The 20,845-nt window shown below is 69.0% G+C and carries 20 protein-coding genes; 8 read left to right on the top strand and 12 right to left on the bottom strand.

What is annotated here, in order from left to right:
- Positions 1 to 58: 58 nt before the first annotated feature.
- The 9 genes from BACI71_RS06920 to BACI71_RS17880 form a co-directional block, all read right to left on the bottom strand.
- Positions 59 to 700 (bottom strand): OmpA family protein, encoded by a 642-nt coding sequence (locus tag BACI71_RS06920; RefSeq protein ID WP_159756768.1) that lies wholly within the window; start codon positions 698 to 700, stop codon positions 59 to 61.
- Entirely contained in the window at positions 697 to 2,532 is a 1,836-nt protein-coding gene (locus BACI71_RS06915; protein WP_159756765.1) for a cation:proton antiporter, read from the bottom strand. The genes BACI71_RS06920 and BACI71_RS06915 overlap by 4 nt, the downstream gene beginning before the upstream one ends.
- Positions 2,533 to 2,629: 97 nt before the next feature.
- Positions 2,630 to 3,286 carry a cell wall hydrolase gene (locus BACI71_RS06910; protein WP_236552869.1) on the bottom strand — a complete coding sequence of 219 codons (657 nt, stop codon included), beginning with the start codon at positions 3,284 to 3,286 and terminating at the stop codon, positions 2,630 to 2,632.
- A gap of 65 nt (positions 3,287 to 3,351) precedes the next feature.
- Complete coding sequence (locus BACI71_RS06905; RefSeq protein WP_236552868.1) at positions 3,352 to 4,524, bottom strand: winged helix-turn-helix domain-containing protein; 1,173 nt, start codon at positions 4,522 to 4,524, stop codon at positions 3,352 to 3,354.
- Positions 4,525 to 4,573: 49 nt separating this feature from the next.
- Positions 4,574 to 5,905, bottom strand: coding sequence for a hypothetical protein (locus BACI71_RS06900; RefSeq protein ID WP_159756757.1), 1,332 nt, complete (start codon positions 5,903 to 5,905; stop codon positions 4,574 to 4,576).
- 27 nt (positions 5,906 to 5,932) lie between these two features.
- Positions 5,933 to 6,640, bottom strand: coding sequence for a hypothetical protein (locus tag BACI71_RS06895; protein ID WP_159756755.1), 708 nt, complete (start codon positions 6,638 to 6,640; stop codon positions 5,933 to 5,935).
- 1 nt (position 6,641) lies between these two features.
- Positions 6,642 to 7,352, bottom strand: coding sequence for a C39 family peptidase (locus BACI71_RS06890; protein WP_236552867.1), 711 nt, complete (start codon positions 7,350 to 7,352; stop codon positions 6,642 to 6,644).
- Between the two features lie 2 nt (positions 7,353 to 7,354).
- Complete coding sequence (locus BACI71_RS06885; RefSeq protein ID WP_159756752.1) at positions 7,355 to 7,714, bottom strand: hypothetical protein; 360 nt, start codon at positions 7,712 to 7,714, stop codon at positions 7,355 to 7,357.
- 74 nt (positions 7,715 to 7,788) lie between these two features.
- Entirely contained in the window at positions 7,789 to 9,342 is a 1,554-nt protein-coding gene (locus BACI71_RS17880; RefSeq protein WP_236552866.1) for a beta strand repeat-containing protein, read from the bottom strand.
- 319 nt (positions 9,343 to 9,661) lie between these two features.
- Between BACI71_RS17880 and BACI71_RS06870 the strand changes: the two genes are divergently transcribed.
- Both BACI71_RS06870 and BACI71_RS06865 read left to right on the top strand, forming a co-directional pair.
- Positions 9,662 to 10,867, top strand: a complete 1,206-nt coding sequence (locus BACI71_RS06870) for a helix-turn-helix transcriptional regulator (protein ID WP_159756749.1) — start codon at positions 9,662 to 9,664, stop codon at positions 10,865 to 10,867.
- Between the two features lie 58 nt (positions 10,868 to 10,925).
- Complete coding sequence (locus tag BACI71_RS06865) at positions 10,926 to 11,723, top strand: helix-turn-helix domain-containing protein (protein ID WP_159756746.1); 798 nt, start codon at positions 10,926 to 10,928, stop codon at positions 11,721 to 11,723.
- A 21-nt stretch (positions 11,724 to 11,744) separates the two neighbouring features.
- Here BACI71_RS06865 and BACI71_RS06860 read toward each other — a convergent pair whose 3' ends face one another.
- Positions 11,745 to 12,476 (bottom strand): SDR family NAD(P)-dependent oxidoreductase, encoded by a 732-nt coding sequence (locus BACI71_RS06860; RefSeq protein ID WP_159756743.1) that lies wholly within the window; start codon positions 12,474 to 12,476, stop codon positions 11,745 to 11,747.
- Between the two features lie 81 nt (positions 12,477 to 12,557).
- Here BACI71_RS06860 and BACI71_RS06855 point away from each other — a divergent pair, with 81 nt between their 5' ends.
- Entirely contained in the window at positions 12,558 to 12,953 is a 396-nt protein-coding gene (locus tag BACI71_RS06855) for a winged helix-turn-helix transcriptional regulator (protein WP_159756740.1), read from the top strand.
- Between the two features lie 128 nt (positions 12,954 to 13,081).
- Positions 13,082 to 15,769 (top strand): PAS domain S-box protein, encoded by a 2,688-nt coding sequence (locus BACI71_RS06850; protein ID WP_159756737.1) that lies wholly within the window; start codon positions 13,082 to 13,084, stop codon positions 15,767 to 15,769.
- Between the two features lie 15 nt (positions 15,770 to 15,784).
- On the opposite strand, the gene BACI71_RS06845 is transcribed toward BACI71_RS06850, so the two are convergent.
- Positions 15,785 to 16,786 (bottom strand): sensor histidine kinase, encoded by a 1,002-nt coding sequence (locus BACI71_RS06845; protein ID WP_236552865.1) that lies wholly within the window; start codon positions 16,784 to 16,786, stop codon positions 15,785 to 15,787.
- A gap of 197 nt (positions 16,787 to 16,983) precedes the next feature.
- Here BACI71_RS06845 and BACI71_RS06840 point away from each other — a divergent pair, with 197 nt between their 5' ends.
- Positions 16,984 to 17,283: a putative quinol monooxygenase gene (locus BACI71_RS06840; protein WP_159756734.1), complete on the top strand. Its 300-nt coding sequence runs from the start codon at positions 16,984 to 16,986 to the stop codon at positions 17,281 to 17,283.
- Between the two features lie 34 nt (positions 17,284 to 17,317).
- Here BACI71_RS06840 and BACI71_RS06835 read toward each other — a convergent pair whose 3' ends face one another.
- Positions 17,318 to 18,238 carry a VOC family protein gene (locus BACI71_RS06835; protein WP_159756731.1) on the bottom strand — a complete coding sequence of 307 codons (921 nt, stop codon included), beginning with the start codon at positions 18,236 to 18,238 and terminating at the stop codon, positions 17,318 to 17,320.
- 198 nt (positions 18,239 to 18,436) lie between these two features.
- Between BACI71_RS06835 and BACI71_RS06830 the strand changes: the two genes are divergently transcribed.
- The 3 genes from BACI71_RS06830 to BACI71_RS06820 all read left to right on the top strand — a co-directional run bounded on the left by BACI71_RS06830 (position 18,437) and on the right by BACI71_RS06820 (position 20,788).
- Entirely contained in the window at positions 18,437 to 19,363 is a 927-nt protein-coding gene (locus BACI71_RS06830; protein ID WP_159756728.1) for a hypothetical protein, read from the top strand.
- Positions 19,360 to 19,671, top strand: coding sequence for a hypothetical protein (locus BACI71_RS06825; protein ID WP_159756725.1), 312 nt, complete (start codon positions 19,360 to 19,362; stop codon positions 19,669 to 19,671). The genes BACI71_RS06830 and BACI71_RS06825 overlap by 4 nt, the downstream gene beginning before the upstream one ends.
- Before the next feature lie 109 nt (positions 19,672 to 19,780).
- Positions 19,781 to 20,788 (top strand): zinc-dependent alcohol dehydrogenase family protein, encoded by a 1,008-nt coding sequence (locus tag BACI71_RS06820; RefSeq protein WP_201297320.1) that lies wholly within the window; start codon positions 19,781 to 19,783, stop codon positions 20,786 to 20,788.
- Positions 20,789 to 20,845: the final 57 nt, after the last annotated feature.

The following is a 20,845-nucleotide window of genomic DNA, read 5'->3' as shown; positions in this document are numbered from 1 at the left end:
TGCCGCCGGATCGCTTGACGATGATACGGACGCTGCAACATCGCACGGTCACGACGGCTCAGCGTGGAGGCGTCTCCGTTGCCGGCACCTTCCCGGGCAGGTCGACCTTGATCTCGACGCGCCTGTTCTTCGCCCGGCCCTCCGGATCGTCGGAGCCGTCGAGCTGGCGGTTCGGCGCGATCGACCGAGCCTCGCCGAGCGCGACGACGGTCATCCGGTCCGCCGCCACCCCTTTCTGGACGAGATAGTCGCGCGCCGCCTCGGCACGGCGGCGCGACGCGACCAGATTGGCCGCATCCGAGCCGCGGGAGTCGCTATGGCCCCAGATCGTGATCGGGCCGCCCAGCGCCACGACCGGATCGGCCGCCAGTCCGTCGAGCAGCGTCATACCCGCCGCATCCGGCGCGACGCCCTTCGCAGGGAAGGGGATGGTCAGCTGCACCGGCTCGGCAGCCGGCGTCGGCGTAGGTGACGGCTCGATATCCGGGCGGATGATCGATTTCGTCGCATCCTCCCGCATCGCCATCCCCCGGTCGTTACCGGGAAGGGCGGCGTTGACGGCGGCACCCGGATCGGCGGGCGCCTGCGCCGCGTCGTTTGCGACCGCATCGCCACCCGGCTGGCACGCGGCCACGCCAAGGCATAAGGCGGCGGTCGCGGCCAGGAGCCTCGTCCGGCTGTTCCACTGCACGTTCGTCATGCAACACCCCCTGCGGTCTGGAAGGTTCGATTGGCGTCCGGATCACCATGCCGCGAGGGTCCGTAAGAGACCACGATATCGCCGCTTTGCGGCGTCGGTCGCGCGGCATGGGTGAAGAAGCGGATGCGACCGTCCTTGCGCAGGACGAACAGCATGTCGGCCTCGTCCGGGAGGAGCGAGCGGGCATCCTCGAAATTGAAGTGCTCGCTGATCCGCGTCTTGCGAAAGGCCCAGCCGGCGGTCTCGCGCCGGAGAATGTCTTCCACCCCGTGGCCGGCAGTGAACATCGCCCGCCCGCGCAGCGCCTCGGGCAGGCTGCGCCGATCCTCGTCATCGCCGCTGCCCCCCAGCTGGTAAACGGAGTCGCGGCCGATTTCGTGCGCGAACTCGCTGCAGACCAGCGCATTGTACGCCTCGTTCTCGGTCGTCGCCGCCAGCACCTGAAATTGCGTGAAATCGAGCCGGTCATCGGTCGTCTCCGCCAGGATCTCGCCGTGATAGGTCTCGATCCCCGCCTGCCGCGCGGCGGACAGCCGCTGCCAGCTGGTATCCGCGATCATCACCGGCAAGCCCAGGGACTGGAGCTGCCGCGCCAGCGAGACGCTCCACGACGTGCTGCCGACGATCAGCAGGCCCTTCTGGGCCGCGCCCGTCACCTTCAGCCAGCGCGCGACGTGGCGGATGCTGAAGCCATGCGCGACGATCGTCGCGACCACGACCGCGAACGACAACGTGACCAGAATATCGCCGTTGCCATAGCCGAGCTGGTTGAGGCGCAACGCGAACAGGCCCGACACCGCGACCGCGACGACCCCGCGCGGCGCGATCCACGCGATCAGCAGCCGCTCGTTCCATGGGATCTTGCTGAACGCCAGCGCGATCAGCACCGTCGCCGGACGGACGAGGAACAGCAAGGCGAAGAGGAAGGCCGCAAAGCGCCACTCGAACAGGCGGAGCGCCGCGAAGTCGAGCGACGCCGACAGCAGGACGAACACGCCGGAGATCAGCAGGACCGTCACATTCTCCTTGAACGGATGGATGTCGCGCAGCGAATCGAGCCGCATGTTGGCGACCGCCACCCCCATCACCGTCACCGCGAGCAGCCCGGTTTCCTGCTGGATCAGGTTCGACAGGACGAAGGTCCCGATCACGGCGACCAGCAGCACCGGCGCTTTCAGATATTCCGGCACATGCCCGCGCGGGAACGCCCAGGCGATCGCGCGCGCCATGGCATAGCCGATCAGCCCGGACACCACCGCCGCGCCGAGCAGCGCGGCGACCACCGACAACAACGTGCCGCCGTCATCGACCCGTCGCAGATATTCGTAGGTGATGACGGCACACAGCGCGCCGAACGGATCGTTGACGATCGCTTCCCACTTCAGGATCGCGCGGGGACGCGGCCCGATATTGCTCTGTCGCAGCAGCGGGATGACGACGGTCGGTCCGGTCACGACGAGGATGCCGGCAAACAGGATCGCGACCGGCCAGACCAGCCCGGCGACATAATAGCAGGCGAGCGCGCCGAGCGACCAGCCGAGCGGGATACCGATCATCATCAGCCGCGTCACCGCACCCTCGGTCTTGCGCAACTCCCGGAAGTTTAGGCTCAGCCCGCCCTCGAAGAGGATCAGCGCGACCGCGACGGAGATCATCGGCTCGAGCAGGGTACCAAAGGTCCGCTCGGGGACGATCAACCCGGCGATCGGGCCGGCGACGACGCCCGCGGCCAGCATCAGCGCGATGGCGGGCCATCCCGTCCGCCACGCCACCCATTGCGCGCCGATCCCCAGGGCGCCGATCAGCGCGATAACGAGAGCCTGTTGTTCCATACGGCGGCTTAACCGCAGCGGCCGCCGAACGTAACCGTCGTTCTGCTCATATCGATGACGGCATCCGGCGCGAACCGTACAGGCGAGGCGGAGGCGCTCAGCGGCGCACGTAGAAGAGATGGGTGTCGACCTTTGCCACCTTGGTCATCGTATCGCGCCAGTAAGGCACCATCCAGTCGGCATGGTAATGGGTCGCACGACCGACATCGGCGAAGACGCGCCCGGCCAGCGCGCGCCGGGCCACCCCGCGCGCCGCCGCCCAGCCGACATGCCGGGTGCGCCGCCGGATCGAACCGTCGCAGGTGAACGAGAACTGGCAGCCGGTCGACCGCTGAAATCCCTGGTAGACCACCCCGCAGATCGTCCGGGGAAAGCCGGGCGCCCGCGCGCGGTTGAGGATGACCTGGATGACTGCGCGCTGCCCACGCGGATCGTCCCCCACTTCGTAGAGCGCGGCCGTCGCGAGGCAGTCGACCGCCTGCGCGCGCTCGGCGGGGCCGCCGCGGAAGCGGTACGGCGCCGCGCTGACGCGGGCGCGGGCGACGATCGGCACCGCGGCGTTGGCGCGGCGCGCCTCCGCCATCGTCAGCGGTGCGACGCGCTTCGATCGTGGCGCGAAGGAGCGGCTGTCCAGCAGGCCGACCGCGATCGCGAGCACGGCCACGACGAAGAGCAGCAACAGCCAGCGCTCGGCGGCCGCGTCACGCTGCGCCGTGCGGTTTCGGGAGCTGCGCGAGGGTTGCCGGGACGCCATCACCGCGCTGGTAGCAAAACGCGCCGCGACAGGCAGCGTCGAACGCACCCGACTTGTGGCGACGCTCACGCGCGCTGCACCACCGCGCCGATCCGCACCGCGTCCAGATCGAGCCACGCCGCCATCTCGTCCAGCGCGCGCCGCAGCCGGTCCAGCGTCTCCGGCGGCGCTCCCGGTTCCAGCGTGACGCGGTGCGCGAGCAGCTGCCTTGCCTGCCGATCGCTCTTCAGGTCGACGCGGGCGACCAGCGCATCGTCCATCAGGAACGGCAGCACATAATAACCGTACGTGCGGCGCGCCTGCGGCACATAGATCTCGATGCGATAGTGGAAGCCGAACAGGCGCTCGGTCCGCGCCCGCTCCCAGATCAACGGATCGAACGGTGCCAGCAACGCCGCGCCGCGCACCCGGCGGGGCACCGTCGCATCGCGGTGCAGCCACGCCGTCTGGCTCCAGCCCGCCACCCGGACCGGAACGAGCACGCCCTCCTCGGCCAGCGTTGCGATCGCGTGATCCGCTTCGGCGGGCTTCAGCCGAAAATAGTCGCGCAGATCGCTCGCCGTGGCGAGGCCCAGCGCACGCGCGCCGCGCGCGACGAGCGCGCGCTGCGCCTCCTCCGCCGATGGCGTCGGGAGCGCGAGCACCGCGGACGGAATTACCCGCTCGGTCAGGTCGTAACGGCGTGCGAAGCTGCCCTGCCGGGTCGCCGTCGTGATCCGCCCCGACCAGAACAGCCATTCGAGCGCGTGCTTGACCGCGCTCCACTCCCACCAGCCGCTTCGGCTCGCGCCTCGATCGAAATCGGCGGCTGCCAGCGGACCTTCGGCGACAATCCGTTCGAGCACGGCGTCCGCCTCGGCCCGGCGTTCCAGCGCAAAGCGGCGCAGCGTTTGATAACCGGCCTCGCCGCGTGCTGCCTGTGCCATGCGCCAGCGCAGCAGCGGGTGCAGGTCGAGCGGCAGCAGCGACGCCTCGTGCGCCCAATATTCGAACAGGCGGCGCTGCCGCTTCGGCCCCCACGCCGCTTGCTCCAGCAGCGCCCTATCATAGCCGCCGAGCCGGGCGAAGGCGGGCAGGTAATGCGCTCTTGTGAGCACGTTGACGCTGTCGATCTGGAAGAGGTTGAGCCGATCGACGGTGCTGCGCAGGTGCTGCGCCGATACGAGCGCCGGGCGCGCGCGGCCAAAGCCTTGCGCCGCCAGGACGATCCGGCGCGCCTCGATCCGGGAGATGGTCACAGCGGGTGAAGATGGCCCCGGATCACGCGACGTCAATGCGCGGAGTGATTCAATAGGCGTTGAAGGTGAACGGGATGCGCAATGTCGTACGGACGTCGGCGGCATCGTCGGTGGCCCCGACCTCGACGTTCCAGTTGAGCGTCGTCGTCGGCGAGGTGCGGTAGCTGACGCCGAACAGCAACCGGCCGATCTGGAGGTCGCGGCTTTCGGCAGTCATCGCGTCACCGAGTTCCTGCGTGGTCTGATTGAGCGCACGAACGCGCGTTTTGGTACCCAATGCCCAGGTCTGGGCATAGCCGAAGCTGATCGAGGTACGCGGATTGAGCGCGATCGCGATGCCGGCGCTCGCCGAGGGCTGGCTGCCCGGCGCCACACGTTCGATGAAAGCGGCACCAATCTGACGGTTGATGGTGCGGGCGAAGTTGTACGTATAGCCCAGGGTCGCGAACAACACCGCCGGATCACTCGGCAGGATCGCGGTCAGGTTCGGCGTTACGGCCCAGAAGCCCGCGCCGGTCGCGCCCTTGAGGGCGTTTCCAAGCGCATCCCGCCGCACGCGGAACGGATCGGTGCCGGTCGGTGCCACCGCCTGCAGGCCTGCGATCAGATACGGCGCGCCATTGTTGCCGTCGGTGAACTGAAAGCGCAGCCCGAAATCGACATCGCCGATGTTCGCGCCGCTGACCGGACGGTCGAGCTGCCCGGCGTTGGGTTCGGCGGGATTGGCGACCGGCGCGAGCACCGACTTGTCGGAGCGATACACGAACGGCAGCCGCCCGTTGATCTCGAGCCGGCTGGTCAGGCCGAGCCGCCCGACCGTGCCGACGGTCAGCACGTCCTGCCGGCTCTCGTTGATGTCGAAGACGCCGATCAGCACCGCCTCCGGGATCTGCACCCCGCGAAACACGACCTGGTTGCGGTCGGCGCGTGCATATTCGAAATTGACCTCGACGGTGGCGCGCCCCGCCTTGGTGATGATCCCGCCCTGTTCGGACAACACCGCGACCTGCACCTGCCGCTGGTCGGACGGCGCCTCGCCGACGGTCTGCACCTGTGTGCCGCCGGGCGGCGGTGCCGGGGGCGGCGATGCCGGGAGCGGCACGCCGCCCGGCGGCAGTGCGGTCTGCGCGACCTGCGTCCCCCCCTCGCCGCGCCCGGACAGCCGGGCCTCGAGCCGGTCGATCCGCGCGCGCTGTTCGTCGAGCGCCCGCTGCTGGCGGTCCAGCACCTGCCGCTCGGCGGCGAGCGTGCGCCGCAGCTCGTCGCCGTCGTCCACGGCGGCCGGCACCGCTGCGGTCGCGGGCGACATCGGCTGCTGCGCCGCGACCGGCGTGGCGATCAGGCCGAGAGAGAGAAACGCGCTGGAGGCCGCAGGTCGCATCGATGATTATCCCCTTTTCCCATTCGCTCAGCGCGGCCCCGCCGCTTCGGTCGCGATCCGGTTGGCCAGCAGCACGCCGTTGCTCAGCCCGGCGGGCAGCCCGACCAGATTGACGTTGACGGTGCTGACGGTGTCGATGACGCGGTCGTTGGCGGTATTCGCGATCACCGCGCCGGTCGCCTGCCCGACCAGATGGCGGATCTCGGTGGCCGGCGTCACCAGTTGCACCTGGCTGCCACGCTCGTCGCTGGTCAGCCGGATACTCCCCGAGCTGGCGGCGACCGCCGGGCCGTTCGCGACCACCGGCACCGGCGTCTGCCCCGACGCGTCCAGCCAGCTTGTGGTCGGCCCGGAGACGATGTTGACGCTGGCAGGCGTACCCGCCGCGGGCGCCGTGACGGTGGTGCCGGTCGGCGTCCGCGAGACCGAGACGGTCGGCCAGGCCGGATCGCCGGTCGCCACGGCGACGGTGCCGGGCACCTCGCCGGGGCTGGTCCGGCCGTCGGTGAAGACGCGCACGCCCGGCGCCTCGCTGGAGAAGATCGTGTGCAGCGCCAGCACGCCGTCGATGCGCGTCTGGATGTCGATGCCGATCGCGACGTTCAACCCGTTGGGGAGCATCAGGCCGCCGCGCATCGTCGCCAGCTCACGGTCGGGAACCGCTACCGGGGCGGCGTCGGCGGGCGCGTCGGGAGCGGCGGCCAGTGCGGCGGCGATCAGCAACGCGATCGACATGTCAGAACTCTCCCAGACGCGGGCGGGTGAGCGCGAGCTGCGCGCTTTCCAGCGGGTCGGCGGACAGGAACGGACGTCCGTGGGGGGCGCGCGCCAGATCGACCGGCATGTTGAAATGCGATTGCCCGACCGCGTCGCGTCCGCCGATGACGAAGAACACGCCGTTCCACTGTCGGGCGAACCGCCCGATCGTCTCGCGCCGCAATCCCAGTGACGGGTCGCCGAGCAATAGCGTCTGATCGTCGATCCCCTTGACGACGACGAAGTGGCGATAGCCATCGAAATCGATCAGCGCGATGCCGGGCACGCGCGCCGTTGCGATCTGCGCGATGCTGACCTTGAAACCGTCGGCAGCGATGCCGCGCGCCGCCAGATAGCGTTTCATGTCGAGCAAGGAGAAGCCGAGCCGCCGGATCTGCGCCTGATCGCCGTCGCGGAACATGCCGAGAAACACGCTCTGCTCGTTCTGCGGATCGTCGTAATGGAAGCGCAGCAGCGTCGCGAGCGCCGCCGATCCGCAGCTGAAATCATATTGCTGCCGCACCACCGTCTCGAACCGCCGCCCGATCAGGCTGGTGACGGGGAGCGCGAAGTTGAGCGTCGGCGAGAAGTTGGTGACCGTGCCGCCCTCGGGCAGCGGCATCGCGGTACAGCCGACGGTCGCCAGCAGCGCCGCCGGCATCCACCGGGCGAGGCGGAAGGGATCGCGCATCGTTACCGGTTGATCGCGACGTTCACGTTCAGCGACGAATTGATGGAAACGTTGTTTCCGGTGTTCGCGCTGAGCAACGACAGGCCGTTGAGATTCTGAAAGGAGCTGGGGTCGAAGCTGATCGTCCCGGTTTCCGAATGGCCGTTGACGCTGTTGCCGCTGACCGTGCCGGTGTTCTGCGCGCGGATCACCTGCGACAGATCCGACTGGCCGGTGACCGCGCCGAGCTGCGCATTGTCGACCGGCGTGGCCGCGCCGAACGGACCGCTTGGTACCAGCGGTGCGGGCGGTGCAGCCTGCGCCGTTGCCGGACCCGGCACGACGGCGACGAGCAGCGCCGGTACGATGAAAAGGATACGCATGTCCCGATCTCCCGATCGAACCAGGGAACGGAGGGAGGGGCGGCACCGCCACCCCTCCCCCTCCCCCTTTGGTGTTATTGACCGCCGCCGAGGTTGATCGTGCCGGCCGCGACGCTGACGTTCACCGCCGAATTCTGCGATGCACCGGCGCCGGTGTTCATGTTGAGCGACTGCAGTCCGGCGAGGTTCTGGAACGCGCCGTCGCCGGTGGTCAGGCTGTTGTTGACCGTGTTGGTCGCGCCACCCGGGGCCTGGCTGTAATCGACCCGCACGCCGGTGACGTAGCTGGCGAGCGTCGCCGAGGAAACGACCGCGCTGGCCCCGAAGACGTTCGAGGTCGAGGCCGCCCCGGTTCCCGCCGACGCCATGCCGGTGCTGCGCATCGAGCTGTCGGCGTAGCTGGCATCGCCATTGGTCGCGACCGAACCACGGCCCGAGTTGCTGGCGGTGTTGCGGCGATCCGAATTGTCGTTGGTCGACTGATTGCGGCTGTCGGTGGCATCGCCGTTGTTTGCCGCGACCTGTGCGCCGCTGGCCGAGCTGGTCCGCGAGCGATTCGAATTGTCCGAATTGTCGGTCGTGGACTGGTTGCGGCTGTCGGTCGCGGAGCCGCTGCCGTTCGAAGCGACCTGCGCGCCCGAGGCGGACGTGGTCGTCGTGTTGGTGGTGGTCGACTGGTTGCGGCTGTCGGTGGCGGTGCTGCCACCGCTTGCCGCGACCTGTGCGCCGTTCGCCGAATTGTCGGTGCTGGTGGTGGTCATCCGCGAGTTGTTCGACTGGTCGCGGCTGTCGGTGGCCGAACCGCTGCCATTCGACGCGACCTGTGCGCCCGAGGCGGAGGTGGTGGTCGAGGTGTTCGTGGTCGAGCGGTTCGAATTGTCGGTGTTCACCGTCGAGCGATCGGCATTGTCGTTATAGGTGTACGACCGGTCGGCATTGTCGGTGTTGGTCACCGACTGGTTGCGGCTGTCGGTGGCGTTGCTGCCATTGTTGGCGGCGACCTGCGCGCCGTTCGCCGACGAGTTGGTCGTGGTGGTGGCGGTCGTCGTCGAGCGGTTGGAATTGTCGGTCGTCGAACGGTTGGCGCTGTCGTTGTAGGTGTACGACCGGTCGGCGTTGTCGGTGTTGGTCACCGACTGATTGCGGCTGTCGGTGGCGTTGCTGCCATTGTTGGCGGCGACCTGCGCGCCCGACGCCCCGCTGCTGTCGGTGGTGGTGTTGGTGCGCGAATTGTTCGAATTGTCGGTGGTCGAGCGGTTCGACTGGTCGGTCCAGGTCGAGGTGGTCGACGCGGTGTTGTTGCTGTCATGCACCGAGTTGTTCGTGCGCGAATTGTTCGAGTTGTCGGTCATCGACCGGTTGGAACTGTCGGTCCACGACCGATCCGACGCGTCGGTTTGCGTGTTGGTCGCCGTGTTGTTGCTGTCGTTGGTCGAGCTGTTGGTGTTCGTCGAGCTGTCGGTGCTGGCAGTGTTGTAGGCGCTGCTCGCGACATCACCGCCGGCAGCGTTGCCGTTGTTCGTGTTGGTGGTCGTGTAGCTGTTGCCGGGTTCGCTGGTCTGCGCTGCGGCGGGGGCGGTCCACGCCAGAACGGGGATCGATGCGGCGATCAGAAGACGCGATTTCATGGTGAGGCATCCCTTGTTGGCCGGTTCAGCCGGCGGTGTTTTCCAGCCCGGCAATCCTGCGGACCGAGCCGAATCGGGAGATACCGTTAATCATCCGTTCACCATTCCCCCTCTTCGCGAGCGACCGCACCTCCCGTTCCGCGATCCCGTTCACCCCCAAATGAGGGGGTAAAAATGACTTGAATTTCCTTGTTTCAAAATGGGATGCATCGGATCGGATGACGTTTCGGCCGGTTGGCGTAGAAGAAGACAACCCGACACAGGGAATCGGGACCGAAGGTGGAGAGGTAGTGCATTGCTGGCAGATAAAGATCTGCCCATGCTCTTTCGCGGAGCCGTTGCGCGCGCCAGTCTGGTGGCGGAGCGCGACGACGAGAGCTTGCGGCATTTGGTTCAGGGAAGGCCATCGGCGCGCGATGCGCGCGTCACCTTCCACGACATCCACGACGATGCGATCACGATCGCCGACGACGTCGCGCTGGTCATCGGCCATTTCGCCAGCACGCTGGGCGCCGAGGGCTGGGCGCTGACCAGCACGCACGAACAGGGGGCGTCGCGCTGTCTGGCGTCGCACGGTCTGGACGACGTTACCGGCGCGGCGCTGGCGCAGATCGCCGACCGGATCGAGTCCGGTTGCGGCCATCATGCGCCGGAACCGGTGTGGTGCGACCGCGTGTCGACCGCTTATCCCGCCTCGGCGCTGGTGATCCCGGTCCAGCGGACGCCGGGGCAGCCCGGCGCGTTCGTCAACCTCGTCTTCCGCTCGCCCGACGACGCGGCGCGGCACGCGATCGAGGCGCACTGCCGGCGCGAGTGGCCCAGCGTCTCGGCGTATTTCCGGTTGTGGGAAGCGGCACGGCTGGCGCAGCGCCGCAGCATCGGTGTCGAGGCCGGGCTGAACCGGGTCGCGATCGGCGTCGTGCTGCTGTCGGGCGACGGACATATCGACTTCGCCAACGACACCGCCCGGCACCTGCTGAACCGGCACGACGGGATCCGCGAGCATCGCGGACAGGTGCAGGCGACCGATCGCGCCGATGCCGCGGCGCTGTCGACCGCGATCGGCTATGTGCTGGCGCAAAGTGGTGCGGGCGACACCATCGAGCGGATGCCGCTGTTGATGTTGCGGCGGGAAAGCGGGCCGCCGCTGGTTACCTCCTTTGCCGCGATGCCGCGGTCCGCGCGCTCCGATGGTGACGGCGTCGGTGACGGTGACGGTGACGGTGACGGTGACGGGGCGCTCCTGTTCTTCGTCGATCCGGGGCTCGACATCCACCAGCTCGCGGAGCCGGTGTGCAAGCTGTTCCGGCTCTCGCGCGTCGAGACCGAGCTGACGTGCCTGCTGGCGTCCGGCCAGACGCTGGCGGCCGCCGCGCAATCGCTGCACGTCAAGCTGGGCACCGCGCGCGGCTATCTGAAGCAGGTGTTCGTCAAGACCGGCAGCAACCGCCAGGTCGATCTGGTGCGGCTGATCTTCAGCAACCTGATCCGCGCCTCGACGCACGAGCATCCGCACCGCCGCTGACGTCGCGCATCCTTGCGGCGCATCCGCGCGCCGCCCGGCAACGTATCTTCGCGACACCATGGCGGAGACGGAAGTGGAGAGACCATCGCCAGCGCCCGGCCGGCATGCGCCACCCCCTTCGCCCGACGAGCTCGTCGCCGGCTATGTCGCGCGACCGGCGGGGACGGGCGCGCGCGGCACGGTCGTGCTGCCGGGCGGGCCGCGGCTGTACATGCTGGTCGATGGCGCGACGGAGGCGCGGCTGACGATCCGCCGCCGGACGAGCGCGCCGCTGCCGCGGATCGGATTCATCGGGCCGACGACCAGCGTCGCGCAGCTGGACCACGGCGGCGCGATGCTGCTCGGGCTCCGGCTGCGCGCGACCGCCTGGCCGACGCTGTCGGACCGCGACCTGTCGCGCTTCACCGACCGGGTCGTGCCGCTGACCACGATCGATCCGGGCGCCGCGCCGGACGAGCGCGCGCCCGACGCCGCAGCGGCGTTCGCGCCGTGGCTCGCCGCGCAACGCACCGCCGGGCGCGCACGCGACGGCGTGGCGCAGCAGATCGTCGCGCTGATCGACGCCAGCCCGCGCGCCAGCGTCGCCGAGCTCTGCGCCGCGCTCGGCATCACGCCGCGGCACCTGTCGGCGATCTGTCTGCGGACGTTCGGTCTTCCCCCCAAGCGCGTGCTGGTGCTGCGACGCTTCCTGCGCGTGCTGCGCCGCCTGCTCCCCGACACGCGCGGGGCGGGCCGGGTGCTGTGGGAGGCCGGCTATGTCGATCATTCGCACTTCGCGAAGGATTGCCGCCGCTTCCTCGATTCAAGCCTGCACGCGTTGCGCCAGCACCTCGGCGACGGCGGCGATCCGCTGTGACCGCGATCGCCGCCGGTCGCGCTACACCTGCCGCATCCCGCCATCGACGCACAGCTCCGCCCCGGTCACGAAGCTGGCCGCGTCGCCGAGCAGGAACAGCGCGGCCGCCGCTACCTCGTCGACGCGCGCCATCCGACCAAGCGGGATCGGCGCGATCAGCTGCTGCCGCATGTCGTCGGGCACCGCGGCCATCATCTCGGTGTCGGTCGGCCCGGGCGCAACGACGTTGACGCGAATCCGCCGCGGCGCAAGCTCGGCCGCCCAGCTGCGCGCATAGGAACGCAGCGCCGCCTTTGTCGCGGCATAGGTGCTGTACGGCGTCACGCCCATGCCGGCGGCGATCGACCCGACCAGCACGACTGAGGCGCCATCGCGCAACACCGGCAAGGCCGCCTGCAGACCGAACAGCGCGCCGCGCACGTTGACGGCGAAATGGCGGTCGAAATGCGCGGCGGTCGCCTCCGCGATCGTCGCCGGTTCGGACAGCCCGGCGTTCAGCACCAGCGCGTCGAGGTGGCCGTGGCGACGCCGCGCCTCCGCAACGACGCGCTCCAGATCGTCCCGCGCGCTCGCATCGGCGACGATACCGTGGACGGAGGCGCCAAGGCGTTCCGCTGCGGCGTCGACCTCTTCCTTCCGGCGCCCGGTCAGGAGCACCGCCGCGCCTTCCCTTGCGAGCGCGCCGGCGGTCGCGAGCCCGATCCCTTTCGCGCCGCCGACCACCAATGCGACCTTGTCTGCCAGTCCTGTCATTTTCCGTCCTTTCCATGAAGACGGCCGACCAGATATACGAAGCATATCTGCTATCAAGAACGCACCGGGAGTAACGTAGATATGGCGGACGAAACCGATCTCGCGGCGCTGTCGTGTCAGGCGATGATCGACGTGCCGCGCATCCGGCCGGTGCTGGACAAGATCGCGGACAAATGGACGATCATGATCCTGACCGTACTGTGTCCGAAGCCGGCGCGTTTCAACGAGATCAAGCGGCGGCTGGACGGCATCACCCACAAGTCGCTCGCCGACGCGCTGAAGCGGCTGGAGCGTCACGGACTGGTGACGCGGGCGGTGTTGCCGACCAGCCCGGTCGGGGTCGAATATACGATCACGCCGCTCGGCCACTCGCTCCGCGCGCCGTTCGAGGCCCTTTGCGCCTGGGCGCTGGAGCAGGAAGGCGCCTTTGCCGCAGCGGCGTATGCCTATGACCGGACGCAAGAACCCGCCTGCTAGCGACCGGCAGCCGGCCACCGCGATCCGGGGCGATGGCGGAAATGGCGACAGTTTGCGCAAGTTAGCGACGGATCAACCGTCACGCGCCACAGCGGTGCGTTCAGGGCGAGAGGGCCGAGGCGATGCAATTGAGCGAGCGACGACTGAACGCGATCGTGACCAACTCCACGATGGCGATCTTTCTGATGGACGATCGGCAGCACTGCATCTTCATGAACACCGCCGCGGAGGCGTTGACCGGCTATCGGCTCGAGGAAGCGCTGAACCGCCCGCTGCACGATGTCGTCCACCACCAGCATCCCGACGGCCGCCCCTACCCGCTGGCGGACTGCCCGATCGACCGCGCCTTTCCCGAGCGCGAGCGGATGCGAGGCGAGGAGGTGTTCGTCCATAAGGACGGGCATTTCTACCCCGTCGCCTTCACCGCTTCCCCGATCCTCGGCGACGACGGCCATCCGGTCGGGACGATCATCGAAGCCCGCGACCTGACCGAGGAAAAGGCCCGCGACGCCGCGCTGCGGGAAAGCGAAAGCCGCTTCCGGAACATGGCGGATCATGCCCCGGTGATGATGTGGGTGACCGACCGGTCGGGTTATTGCACCTATCTGAACCGGCATTGGTATGAGTTCACGGGTCAGACGCCGGGCGAGGCGGAGGGCTTCGGCTGGCTGGAGGCGACCCATCCGGACGACCGGCAGCGTGCGCAGGAAGCGTTCGTCCTCGCGAACACCCGCCATCAATCCTTCCGGGTCGAATACCGGCTCCGGCATGTCTCCGGAGAATATCGGTGGGCGATCGACGCCGCGAGCCCGCGGTTCGGCGACGACGGCGGCTATCTCGGTTATGTCGGGTCGGTCATCGACATCCATGAACGTCGCGAGGCCGAGGAGAAGCTGGCGCTCAGCGAGGAACAGCTGCGGCTGGCGCTCGATGTGGCCGAGATCGGCCAGTGGGATGTCGAGCAAGCCTCCGGCCGCATGTTCTGGCCGCCCCGGATCAAGGCGATGTTCGGCATCTCGCCCGACGTGCCGGTGACGCTGGAGGATTCTCATACCGGCGTGCATCCCGACGATCGCGAGCAGACCCGCATCGCCTATGAGTCCGCCAGCGATCCGGCGCTGCGCGCGCTCTACGACGTCGAATATCGCACCATCGGCAAGGAAGACGGCGTGACCCGCTGGGTCGCGGCCAAGGGGCGCGGCCTCTTCGATGCGCAGGGGCAGTGTTTCCGGGTGATCGGCACCGCCATCGACATCACCGCCCGAAAGGCCGCCGAAATCCGGTTGCTGCAGCTGAACGACCGGCTCGAGCAGGAGGTCGCGCGGCAAACCGCGGAACGCAACCGGGTATGGGAGATGAGCCCCGACCTGCTGGCCGTCATCGGCGTCGACGGGTCCGCGAAGGCGATCAACCCGGCGTGGCGGACGACGCTGGCGCGCGATACCGCGACGCTGCTGGCCACGCCGTTCCACACGCAGGTGCATCCGGACGACCGTTCCGCGCTTGAGGCGGTGCTGGAAAGACTGCTGCGCGGCGAGAAGATCGACCGCTTCGAGACCCGGCTCGCGCATGCCGACGGCAGCTGGCGAACGATCTCGTGGACGCTCGTGCCCGAAGGCGACGTGTTCTACGCGGTCGGCCGCGACGTGACGCTGGAGCGGGAGGCGGCGCGCGAACTGGCGGTGGCGCAGGAAGCGCTGCGCCAGAGCCAGAAGATGGAGGCGATCGGGCAATTGACCGGCGGCGTCGCGCACGACTTCAACAATCTGCTCACCCCGATCTTCGGCTCGCTCGACCTGCTACAGCGCAAGGGCGTGGGCGGCGAACGCGAGCAGCGGATGATCGATGGCGCGCTCCAGTCGGCGGAACGGGCCAAGACGCTGGTGCAACGCCTGCTCGCCTTCGCGCGACGTCAGCCCTTGCAGCCGGCCGCGGTCGATGTCGGTCGGCTGGTGGAAGGCATGGCCGAACTGCTCGCCAGCACGATGGGCCCGCAGGTCCATGTCGCCGTGGACGTGTCCGACAACCTTCCCCCCGCGCGGGCGGATGCCAATCAGCTCGAGATGGCGCTGCTGAACCTGGGGGTGAATGCGCGCGATGCCATGCCCGGCGGCGGTACGCTCCGGCTCAGCGCGACACGCGCCAGCGTCAGGGTCGCGCGCGGCGCGCTCAGGCGCGGGCATTATGTCCGGCTTTCGGTCGCCGATACCGGAACGGGGATGGACGAGGCGACGCTGGCGCGCGCGGTCGAGCCGTTCTTCTCGACGAAGGGGATCGGCAAGGGGACGGGCCTCGGGCTCTCGATGGCGCACGGCCTCGCGGCGCAGCTCGGCGGCGCGCTGACCATCGACAGCCGGGAAGGAGTCGGCACCAACGTCGAATTATGGCTGCCGGTCAGCGCGCGCGTCGTGGAGGTCGACTCGTCCGTTGCGGCTGCGGCCGTGGCCGGCACCGCGCGTGGTCTGGTGCTGCTGGTGGACGATGAGGATGTCGTGCGCGCCAGCACAGCCGACATGCTGGAGGAGCTTGGCTACGCGGTGCTGGAAGCGGAGTCCGGCGAGGCCGCGATCGCGCTCGTCGCGCAGGGGGCGACTCCCGATCTGCTCGTCACCGATCACCTGATGGCGGGAATGAGCGGCGTGGAACTGGCGTTCGCGCTGCGCAAGACGTTCGCGCGGCTGCCGGTCCTTGTCGTCTCCGGCTATGCGCATGTGGAGGAACTGTCTCCCGAGCTGCCGCGGCTGACCAAGCCGTTCCGCAGCGCCGCGCTCGCCGCCAGCCTCGCGCAGATCTCCGGGACGGCCGTGCCGTCCTGATCGCCGGCGGTGCCCTCACGTCACCAGCCGGTCGCGCTTGGCACGCAGCGTGACGATCAGGCCCTCTGCCGCCCAGTCATAACCGATCGCGCCGTTCAATTGCCCGGCGACGCTCCGGTTCACCAGCTTGCTGCCGAAACCGGCGACATCGGCGGGTTTCTCGACCGGCGGGCCGCCCCGCTCCAGCCATGTCAGGACGAGGTCCTCGCCCTCCATGACGCTGGAAAGATCGAGCGTCCCCGTCTGCACGGAAAGCGATCCATATTTCATTGAGTTGGTCGCAAGCTCATGGATGATGAGCGCGATCGCTGTGGCCGATGCCTCGCCGACACCCATCCGCTCGACCGCTACGCGGATCCGTCCCTTGAAGGCGCCGAGATCGTCATATGGCGCGAGCAGGATCGAGAGCAGATCGCCCAGCAGCGCCGCGGTCCCCTGCCCCGGCGCCAGCGGACGGACCAGATTGTGCGCGCGTCCCAACGCCGACAGGCGCCCGGTCAGCTCCTGCGCCATTTCCTCGACGCTGGTCGCCGATCGCGAGCTGATCGCGGTGAGCCCCGAGGCGATGGCGAGCAGGTTCTTGACACGGTGGCTCATTTCCCCGGCGAGCAGCTCATTGCTCTCTTCGGCCTGCTTCCGGCCGGTGACGTCGAGGAAGATGCCGAACATCGTGCGCGCGACGATGTCGGCGTCATCGCCCTTGCCGCGCGCTGCCACCCAGCGGATCTCGTCACCGACCAGAATGCGGAAGTCCGTCTCGTAGGATCCGACCATCGCGCGGGTGGCGATGAAGGCGGCGCGGACCCGGTCGCGATCGGCCGGGTGGATATGCGCCGACAATTCCTCGAACGTCACCGTGTCGCTCCACGGGATACCCCATAGCTCGAAACCGGGCGGATCCATTTTAAGCTGGTCGGTGTCGACATTCCACGACCAGAGCGCCACCCCTGCCGCCTTGATCGCGCGCCGCAGCCGATCGGGCTGCCAATCGTGCGTCCTGGGTTCTTCTGTTGCCACCTTATCCCCCCTGGCGGATGTTCCCGCCGGTCCACGCCATGGAAGGCCCGGTATAAAGCGCAATGATCTGCGATAAGGAAGCGGCGCGCGTGTAAAAAAGCAGCCCGCTGGCTTACGCCCGTGCCGCGGCAACAACGAACGCCGGGGCTTCCCAGCGGGCGGGAGGGGTGTACGGGTCGGGAGAACAGGAGAAACCCATGTCGGTCAAGGTCATCGCGTTCGTCAGCGTCACACCGGGGCAGGAGGACAGCTTCGTGGCCGCGGCCGCTCCCTGCATCGCCGCGTCACGCGCCGAGCCGGGCGTGCTCTATTACGATCTGTGGCGCGAGGCGGACGGTGAGCGGCGCTTCGTCTTTGACGAGCTGTACGTCGATGATGCGGCGGTACAGGCGCACATGGCGTCGGACCATTTCAAGGCGTTCGGGCTCGCCGCGCGCGATCTCGCGACCGCGCGCCCCACCATCACGATAAGCCATGCGGTCGAGGTGGCCGACTGACCGGCAGCGGCAGCGGCACCCGCGCCGCGCCCGGTCATTCGGTCGGGCTGTCGGCGGTGAACGGCGAGCAACACGGCGTGCTCGCCGGCTGGAACTCCATCAACTCGACCCGGGTGCCGTCGGGGTCGTAGAGGTTGGCCTGCCACTTGCCGTCCAGCCCCATCTGCGGTCCGTCGTGGCGCGGGCTCAGCCGGTCCTCCCGGTAGAGCGTCGTCACCGCGGCCTGCATGTTGCGGACACCCAGCGACAGATGGTTGAGGATGCCGAGCTGGCGCGCGTCGACCTTGTCGAGCGTCACGTCGGAGCCGGCGCCGATCATCATATATTCGAGCCAGTCACGGCCATCCGGCACCTGCTGCGACACCCAGTCGACCTTGTCGGGATTGAACGCGCCGAACCAGTACGGGCGGAAGCCGAGCACCTGCCGGTAGAAGCCATCCTGCCGGGCGCGATCATGGACCGCATAGCCAACGTGAATGATCCGGCCGCTGATCGCGCCGGGCACCGGCGTGTCGGCGCCAGCCGCCGGCTGGACGAACTGGACCTCGTTGCCCTCCGGATCACGCGTCGCGAACCACAGCTCACCTGCTGCACCGCGCTGAAGGGCACCCGCCTTCGCCACTCCCGATCTCGCCAGCCACGTCCGCAGGGCGCGCGCATCGGCGGTGGTATAGGCGACATGCGCGAGCCTGCTCGGCGACGGCCGGGCCCCGGCGGGCAGGACCTCGACGAACTGGCGTGTGCTTAGGTAATAGCGCGCGCCCCTGGCGCTTTCGGGATCGGTGCCGCGCCGCGCGCCCAGCACGTGCGTGTAGAATTGATCGGCCTTCGCCATATCGCTCGCATAGACCGCGAGATGCGAGATGCCGGTGATCGCGGGCCGCGGCCCCGGCGCAGCGGTTGCACCCGGCAGCGTCGCGGCGGCTGCGGCCAGCATCACGATCCGGATCTTCATCGGCCCACTCTCCCGATTGTCATAATTCTGTTTATCTGACCGTAGCTTAGGGCGCGCTTCGGGGGCTGTCACGCGGTTGGACGCCCGCGCGCGGCGCAACAGGACAAATCTGCGTTAGGCGGCCGGATCGCACGGCGCTACGGACGGGGGTGAAGGCCGGCATTCCGCCGTCACCGCACCGCGCTCGCCGGAATCCTCATGATCGCCACCGCGCTTACCGCCGCCGCTTCCTTCCTGCTGGGCACCGCCCCGGCGCAGACGAGCGTCACGCCACCGCTGCCGGCGCTCACGCTCGCGGCAGCCTCCGCAAGTCTGGCGGGTGCGCGGCAATGCGTCGGCTTCACGTGGCTGCCGAACGACACGGGGTCGCCGCGCGGCGGGATCAGCGTGCCGGTGCGGATCAACGGGCGGACCGTGCCGTTGCAACTCGATACCGGCGCGAACGTCACCAGCCTCTACGGCGCGTTTCCGATTGCCGCGCGCTGGGCGGCCAAGGGGAGCGCGACGTTCCGGGCGCGGTCGTTTGCGCTCGCCGGTACGACGATCGACCGGCCCGAGCTCTACCTGGACCCCGCCATGGAGGAGGATGCCACCTTGCGCGGGACGCTCGGCCTGTCCGAGCTGCTGGGCCGGATCGCGGTCATCGACTATCCCGGCCAGCGCTTCTGCCTGTTCGCCGACGCCGACCTGCCCGCGCCGTTGCGCAAGGCGCAGTTCGTCCGCGCGATGCTGCGCAATGGCAAATTCCACGTTCCGGTCACGACCGGCACCTTTTCAAGCGACACGATCGTCTTCGACACCGGATCGAGCGAAATGCCGCTCCACGTCGACCGCGCGGCGTGGCAGCGCATCACTGGGCGCGCGACCACGGCGGCCGCACCGTCGACGATCCGCGGCATGGCCTGGGGCAAGCCTTTCGCGCTCGCCGGTGCGCCGGCCGCAGCGCCGGTGACAGTGGGCGGCGTCCCGCTCGGCACCGTCACCGTCTTCACCAACCCGGCGGCGCCGGAGAGCTTTTCCGACTGGCCCGTCCCCACCGACGGGGTGCTCGGCAACGCGCCGCTGTGGGAGGGCATCGTCGTCCTCGATCTGACCGCCCGGATGCGCTTCGGTGTCGTGCGGTGACGGCGGACCGGGTCAGGCCCGACCGACGCTGGTGGAAGCCGCGCCGCCGGACCGCGCTGATTGCGTTGGGCGCCGCCGTAGCTACCGCGCTGCTCGCCGCCGGCGTCTTCGGCCCGCGCGATGCCAGCAACGACGCAGCCGGACAGGGGCTGGCCGCCGCGTTCGAGGCGGCGGTCTTCGCAATGGGTACAGGCCTGATCGCACTGGTGGCGCTGGTCGCGTGGCTCAGCCAGCATCTCCGTTTCCGCACCGTCATGCTGATCGTCGTCGCGCTGCTCGCCGTCACGATCGGCGCGCTGTTCGCATAAGCCTGGCACGTCGGACGAGGCCGCGACGTCGCGCAGGTGCTGTCGTCGGCGTGCGGAAAGCGATGGCGGTTCGTCCGTTGAGGCACCTTCGACGCGACGGAGATCGAGCATGAAGGCGATGACATTGCAGCCCCCGATCGGGCTGGACCGGCTGATGCTGCAGGACAGGGCCGATCCCGGCGTGCCCGGCGCCGGAGAGATCCGCGTCGCGCTGCACGGCAGCTCGCTCAACTTCCATGACCTGGGCGTCGCGACCGGGCGGACGCCGACCGCCGACGGCCGGATCCCGCTGGCCGACGGCGCCGGCGTGGTCGAGGCGGTCGGGAGCGGCGTGGCCGAGTTTGCGGTCGGCGATCAGGTCGTCTCCTGCTTCTTCCCCGACTGGCAGGACGGCGCCCCCACCGTCGGCGATTTCGCGCGGACGCCGGGGGATGGCATCGACGGCTTTGCGCAGGACTATGTCGTGCTGCCCGCGACTGCCTTCACGCACGCACCGAGGGACTACGATGCCGTCGAGGCGGCGACGATCACCACCGCCGGGTTGACCGCGTGGCGCGCGCTGATCGTCGACGGCAAGCTCAAGGCCGGCGACACGGTGCTGCTGCTCGGCACCGGCGGCGTGTCGATCTGGGCGCTCCAGCTGGCGACGCTGATGGGCGCGACCGTCGCCATCACCTCCTCGTCGGGCGAGAAGCTCGAGCGGGCGCGCGGCATGGGCGCCGACTTCACCCTCAACTATCGCGACCAGCCCGGATGGGGTCGCGCGGTGCGCGACTGGACCGGCGGACGCGGCGTCGACCATGTCGTGGAGGTCGGCGGACCCGGCACGCTCGCGCAGTCGATCGAGGCCGTGCGGGTCGGCGGTCATATCTCGCTGATCGGCGTCCTTACCGGTGGCGCGGGCGAGGTGCCGACCGCCGCGCTGATGGGGCGGCAGGCGCGGCTGCAGGGACTGATCGTCGGCAGCCGCCGCGAGCAGCAGGACATGGTTCGCGCGCTCGACGCCAGCGGCATCCGCCCGGTGATCGACCGCCGCTTTGCGCTGGACCAGCTCGCCGACGCGTTCCGTTACGAGATGAGCGGTGGCCATTTCGGCAAGATCGGGATCGAATGGTAACGGGCAGCGCCTGATGCGGGCGCGGTGATCCGGGATCGGGCGGGCGGCGGGTAAGAC

Origin of the sequence: Sphingomonas sp. 8AM (assembly GCF_902506455.1) — a bacterium.
Lineage (GTDB): Bacteria > Pseudomonadota > Alphaproteobacteria > Sphingomonadales > Sphingomonadaceae > Sphingomonas.
Note: the sequence above shows the minus strand (reverse complement) of the source record. Positions and strands in the feature narration are given on the sequence as shown.

What these genes read in the sequence shown, in the direction of transcription:
- BACI71_RS06840 (WP_159756734.1), top strand. Translation starts at nt 16,984, where the DNA reads ATGTCGGTCAAGGTCATCGCGTTCGTCAGCGTCACACCGGGGCAGGAG.
- BACI71_RS06920 (WP_159756768.1), bottom strand. Translation starts at nt 700, where the DNA reads ATGACGAACGTGCAGTGGAACAGCCGGACGAGGCTCCTGGCCGCGACC.
- BACI71_RS06830 (WP_159756728.1), top strand. Translation starts at nt 18,437, where the DNA reads ATGATCGCCACCGCGCTTACCGCCGCCGCTTCCTTCCTGCTGGGCACC.
- BACI71_RS17880 (WP_236552866.1), bottom strand. Translation starts at nt 9,342, where the DNA reads ATGAAATCGCGTCTTCTGATCGCCGCATCGATCCCCGTTCTGGCGTGG.
- BACI71_RS06835 (WP_159756731.1), bottom strand. Translation starts at nt 18,238, where the DNA reads ATGAAGATCCGGATCGTGATGCTGGCCGCAGCCGCCGCGACGCTGCCG.
- BACI71_RS06820 (WP_201297320.1), top strand. Translation starts at nt 19,781, where the DNA reads ATGAAGGCGATGACATTGCAGCCCCCGATCGGGCTGGACCGGCTGATG.
- BACI71_RS06890 (WP_236552867.1), bottom strand. Translation starts at nt 7,352, where the DNA reads ATGCGCGATCCCTTCCGCCTCGCCCGGTGGATGCCGGCGGCGCTGCTG.
- BACI71_RS06865 (WP_159756746.1), top strand. Translation starts at nt 10,926, where the DNA reads ATGGCGGAGACGGAAGTGGAGAGACCATCGCCAGCGCCCGGCCGGCAT.
- BACI71_RS06895 (WP_159756755.1), bottom strand. Translation starts at nt 6,640, where the DNA reads ATGTCGATCGCGTTGCTGATCGCCGCCGCACTGGCCGCCGCTCCCGAC.
- BACI71_RS06855 (WP_159756740.1), top strand. Translation starts at nt 12,558, where the DNA reads ATGGCGGACGAAACCGATCTCGCGGCGCTGTCGTGTCAGGCGATGATC.
- BACI71_RS06885 (WP_159756752.1), bottom strand. Translation starts at nt 7,714, where the DNA reads ATGCGTATCCTTTTCATCGTACCGGCGCTGCTCGTCGCCGTCGTGCCG.
- BACI71_RS06900 (WP_159756757.1), bottom strand. Translation starts at nt 5,905, where the DNA reads ATGCGACCTGCGGCCTCCAGCGCGTTTCTCTCTCTCGGCCTGATCGCC.
- BACI71_RS06915 (WP_159756765.1), bottom strand. Translation starts at nt 2,532, where the DNA reads ATGGAACAACAGGCTCTCGTTATCGCGCTGATCGGCGCCCTGGGGATC.
- BACI71_RS06860 (WP_159756743.1), bottom strand. Translation starts at nt 12,476, where the DNA reads ATGACAGGACTGGCAGACAAGGTCGCATTGGTGGTCGGCGGCGCGAAA.
- BACI71_RS06910 (WP_236552869.1), bottom strand. Translation starts at nt 3,286, where the DNA reads ATGGCGTCCCGGCAACCCTCGCGCAGCTCCCGAAACCGCACGGCGCAG.
- BACI71_RS06870 (WP_159756749.1), top strand. Translation starts at nt 9,662, where the DNA reads ATGCTCTTTCGCGGAGCCGTTGCGCGCGCCAGTCTGGTGGCGGAGCGC.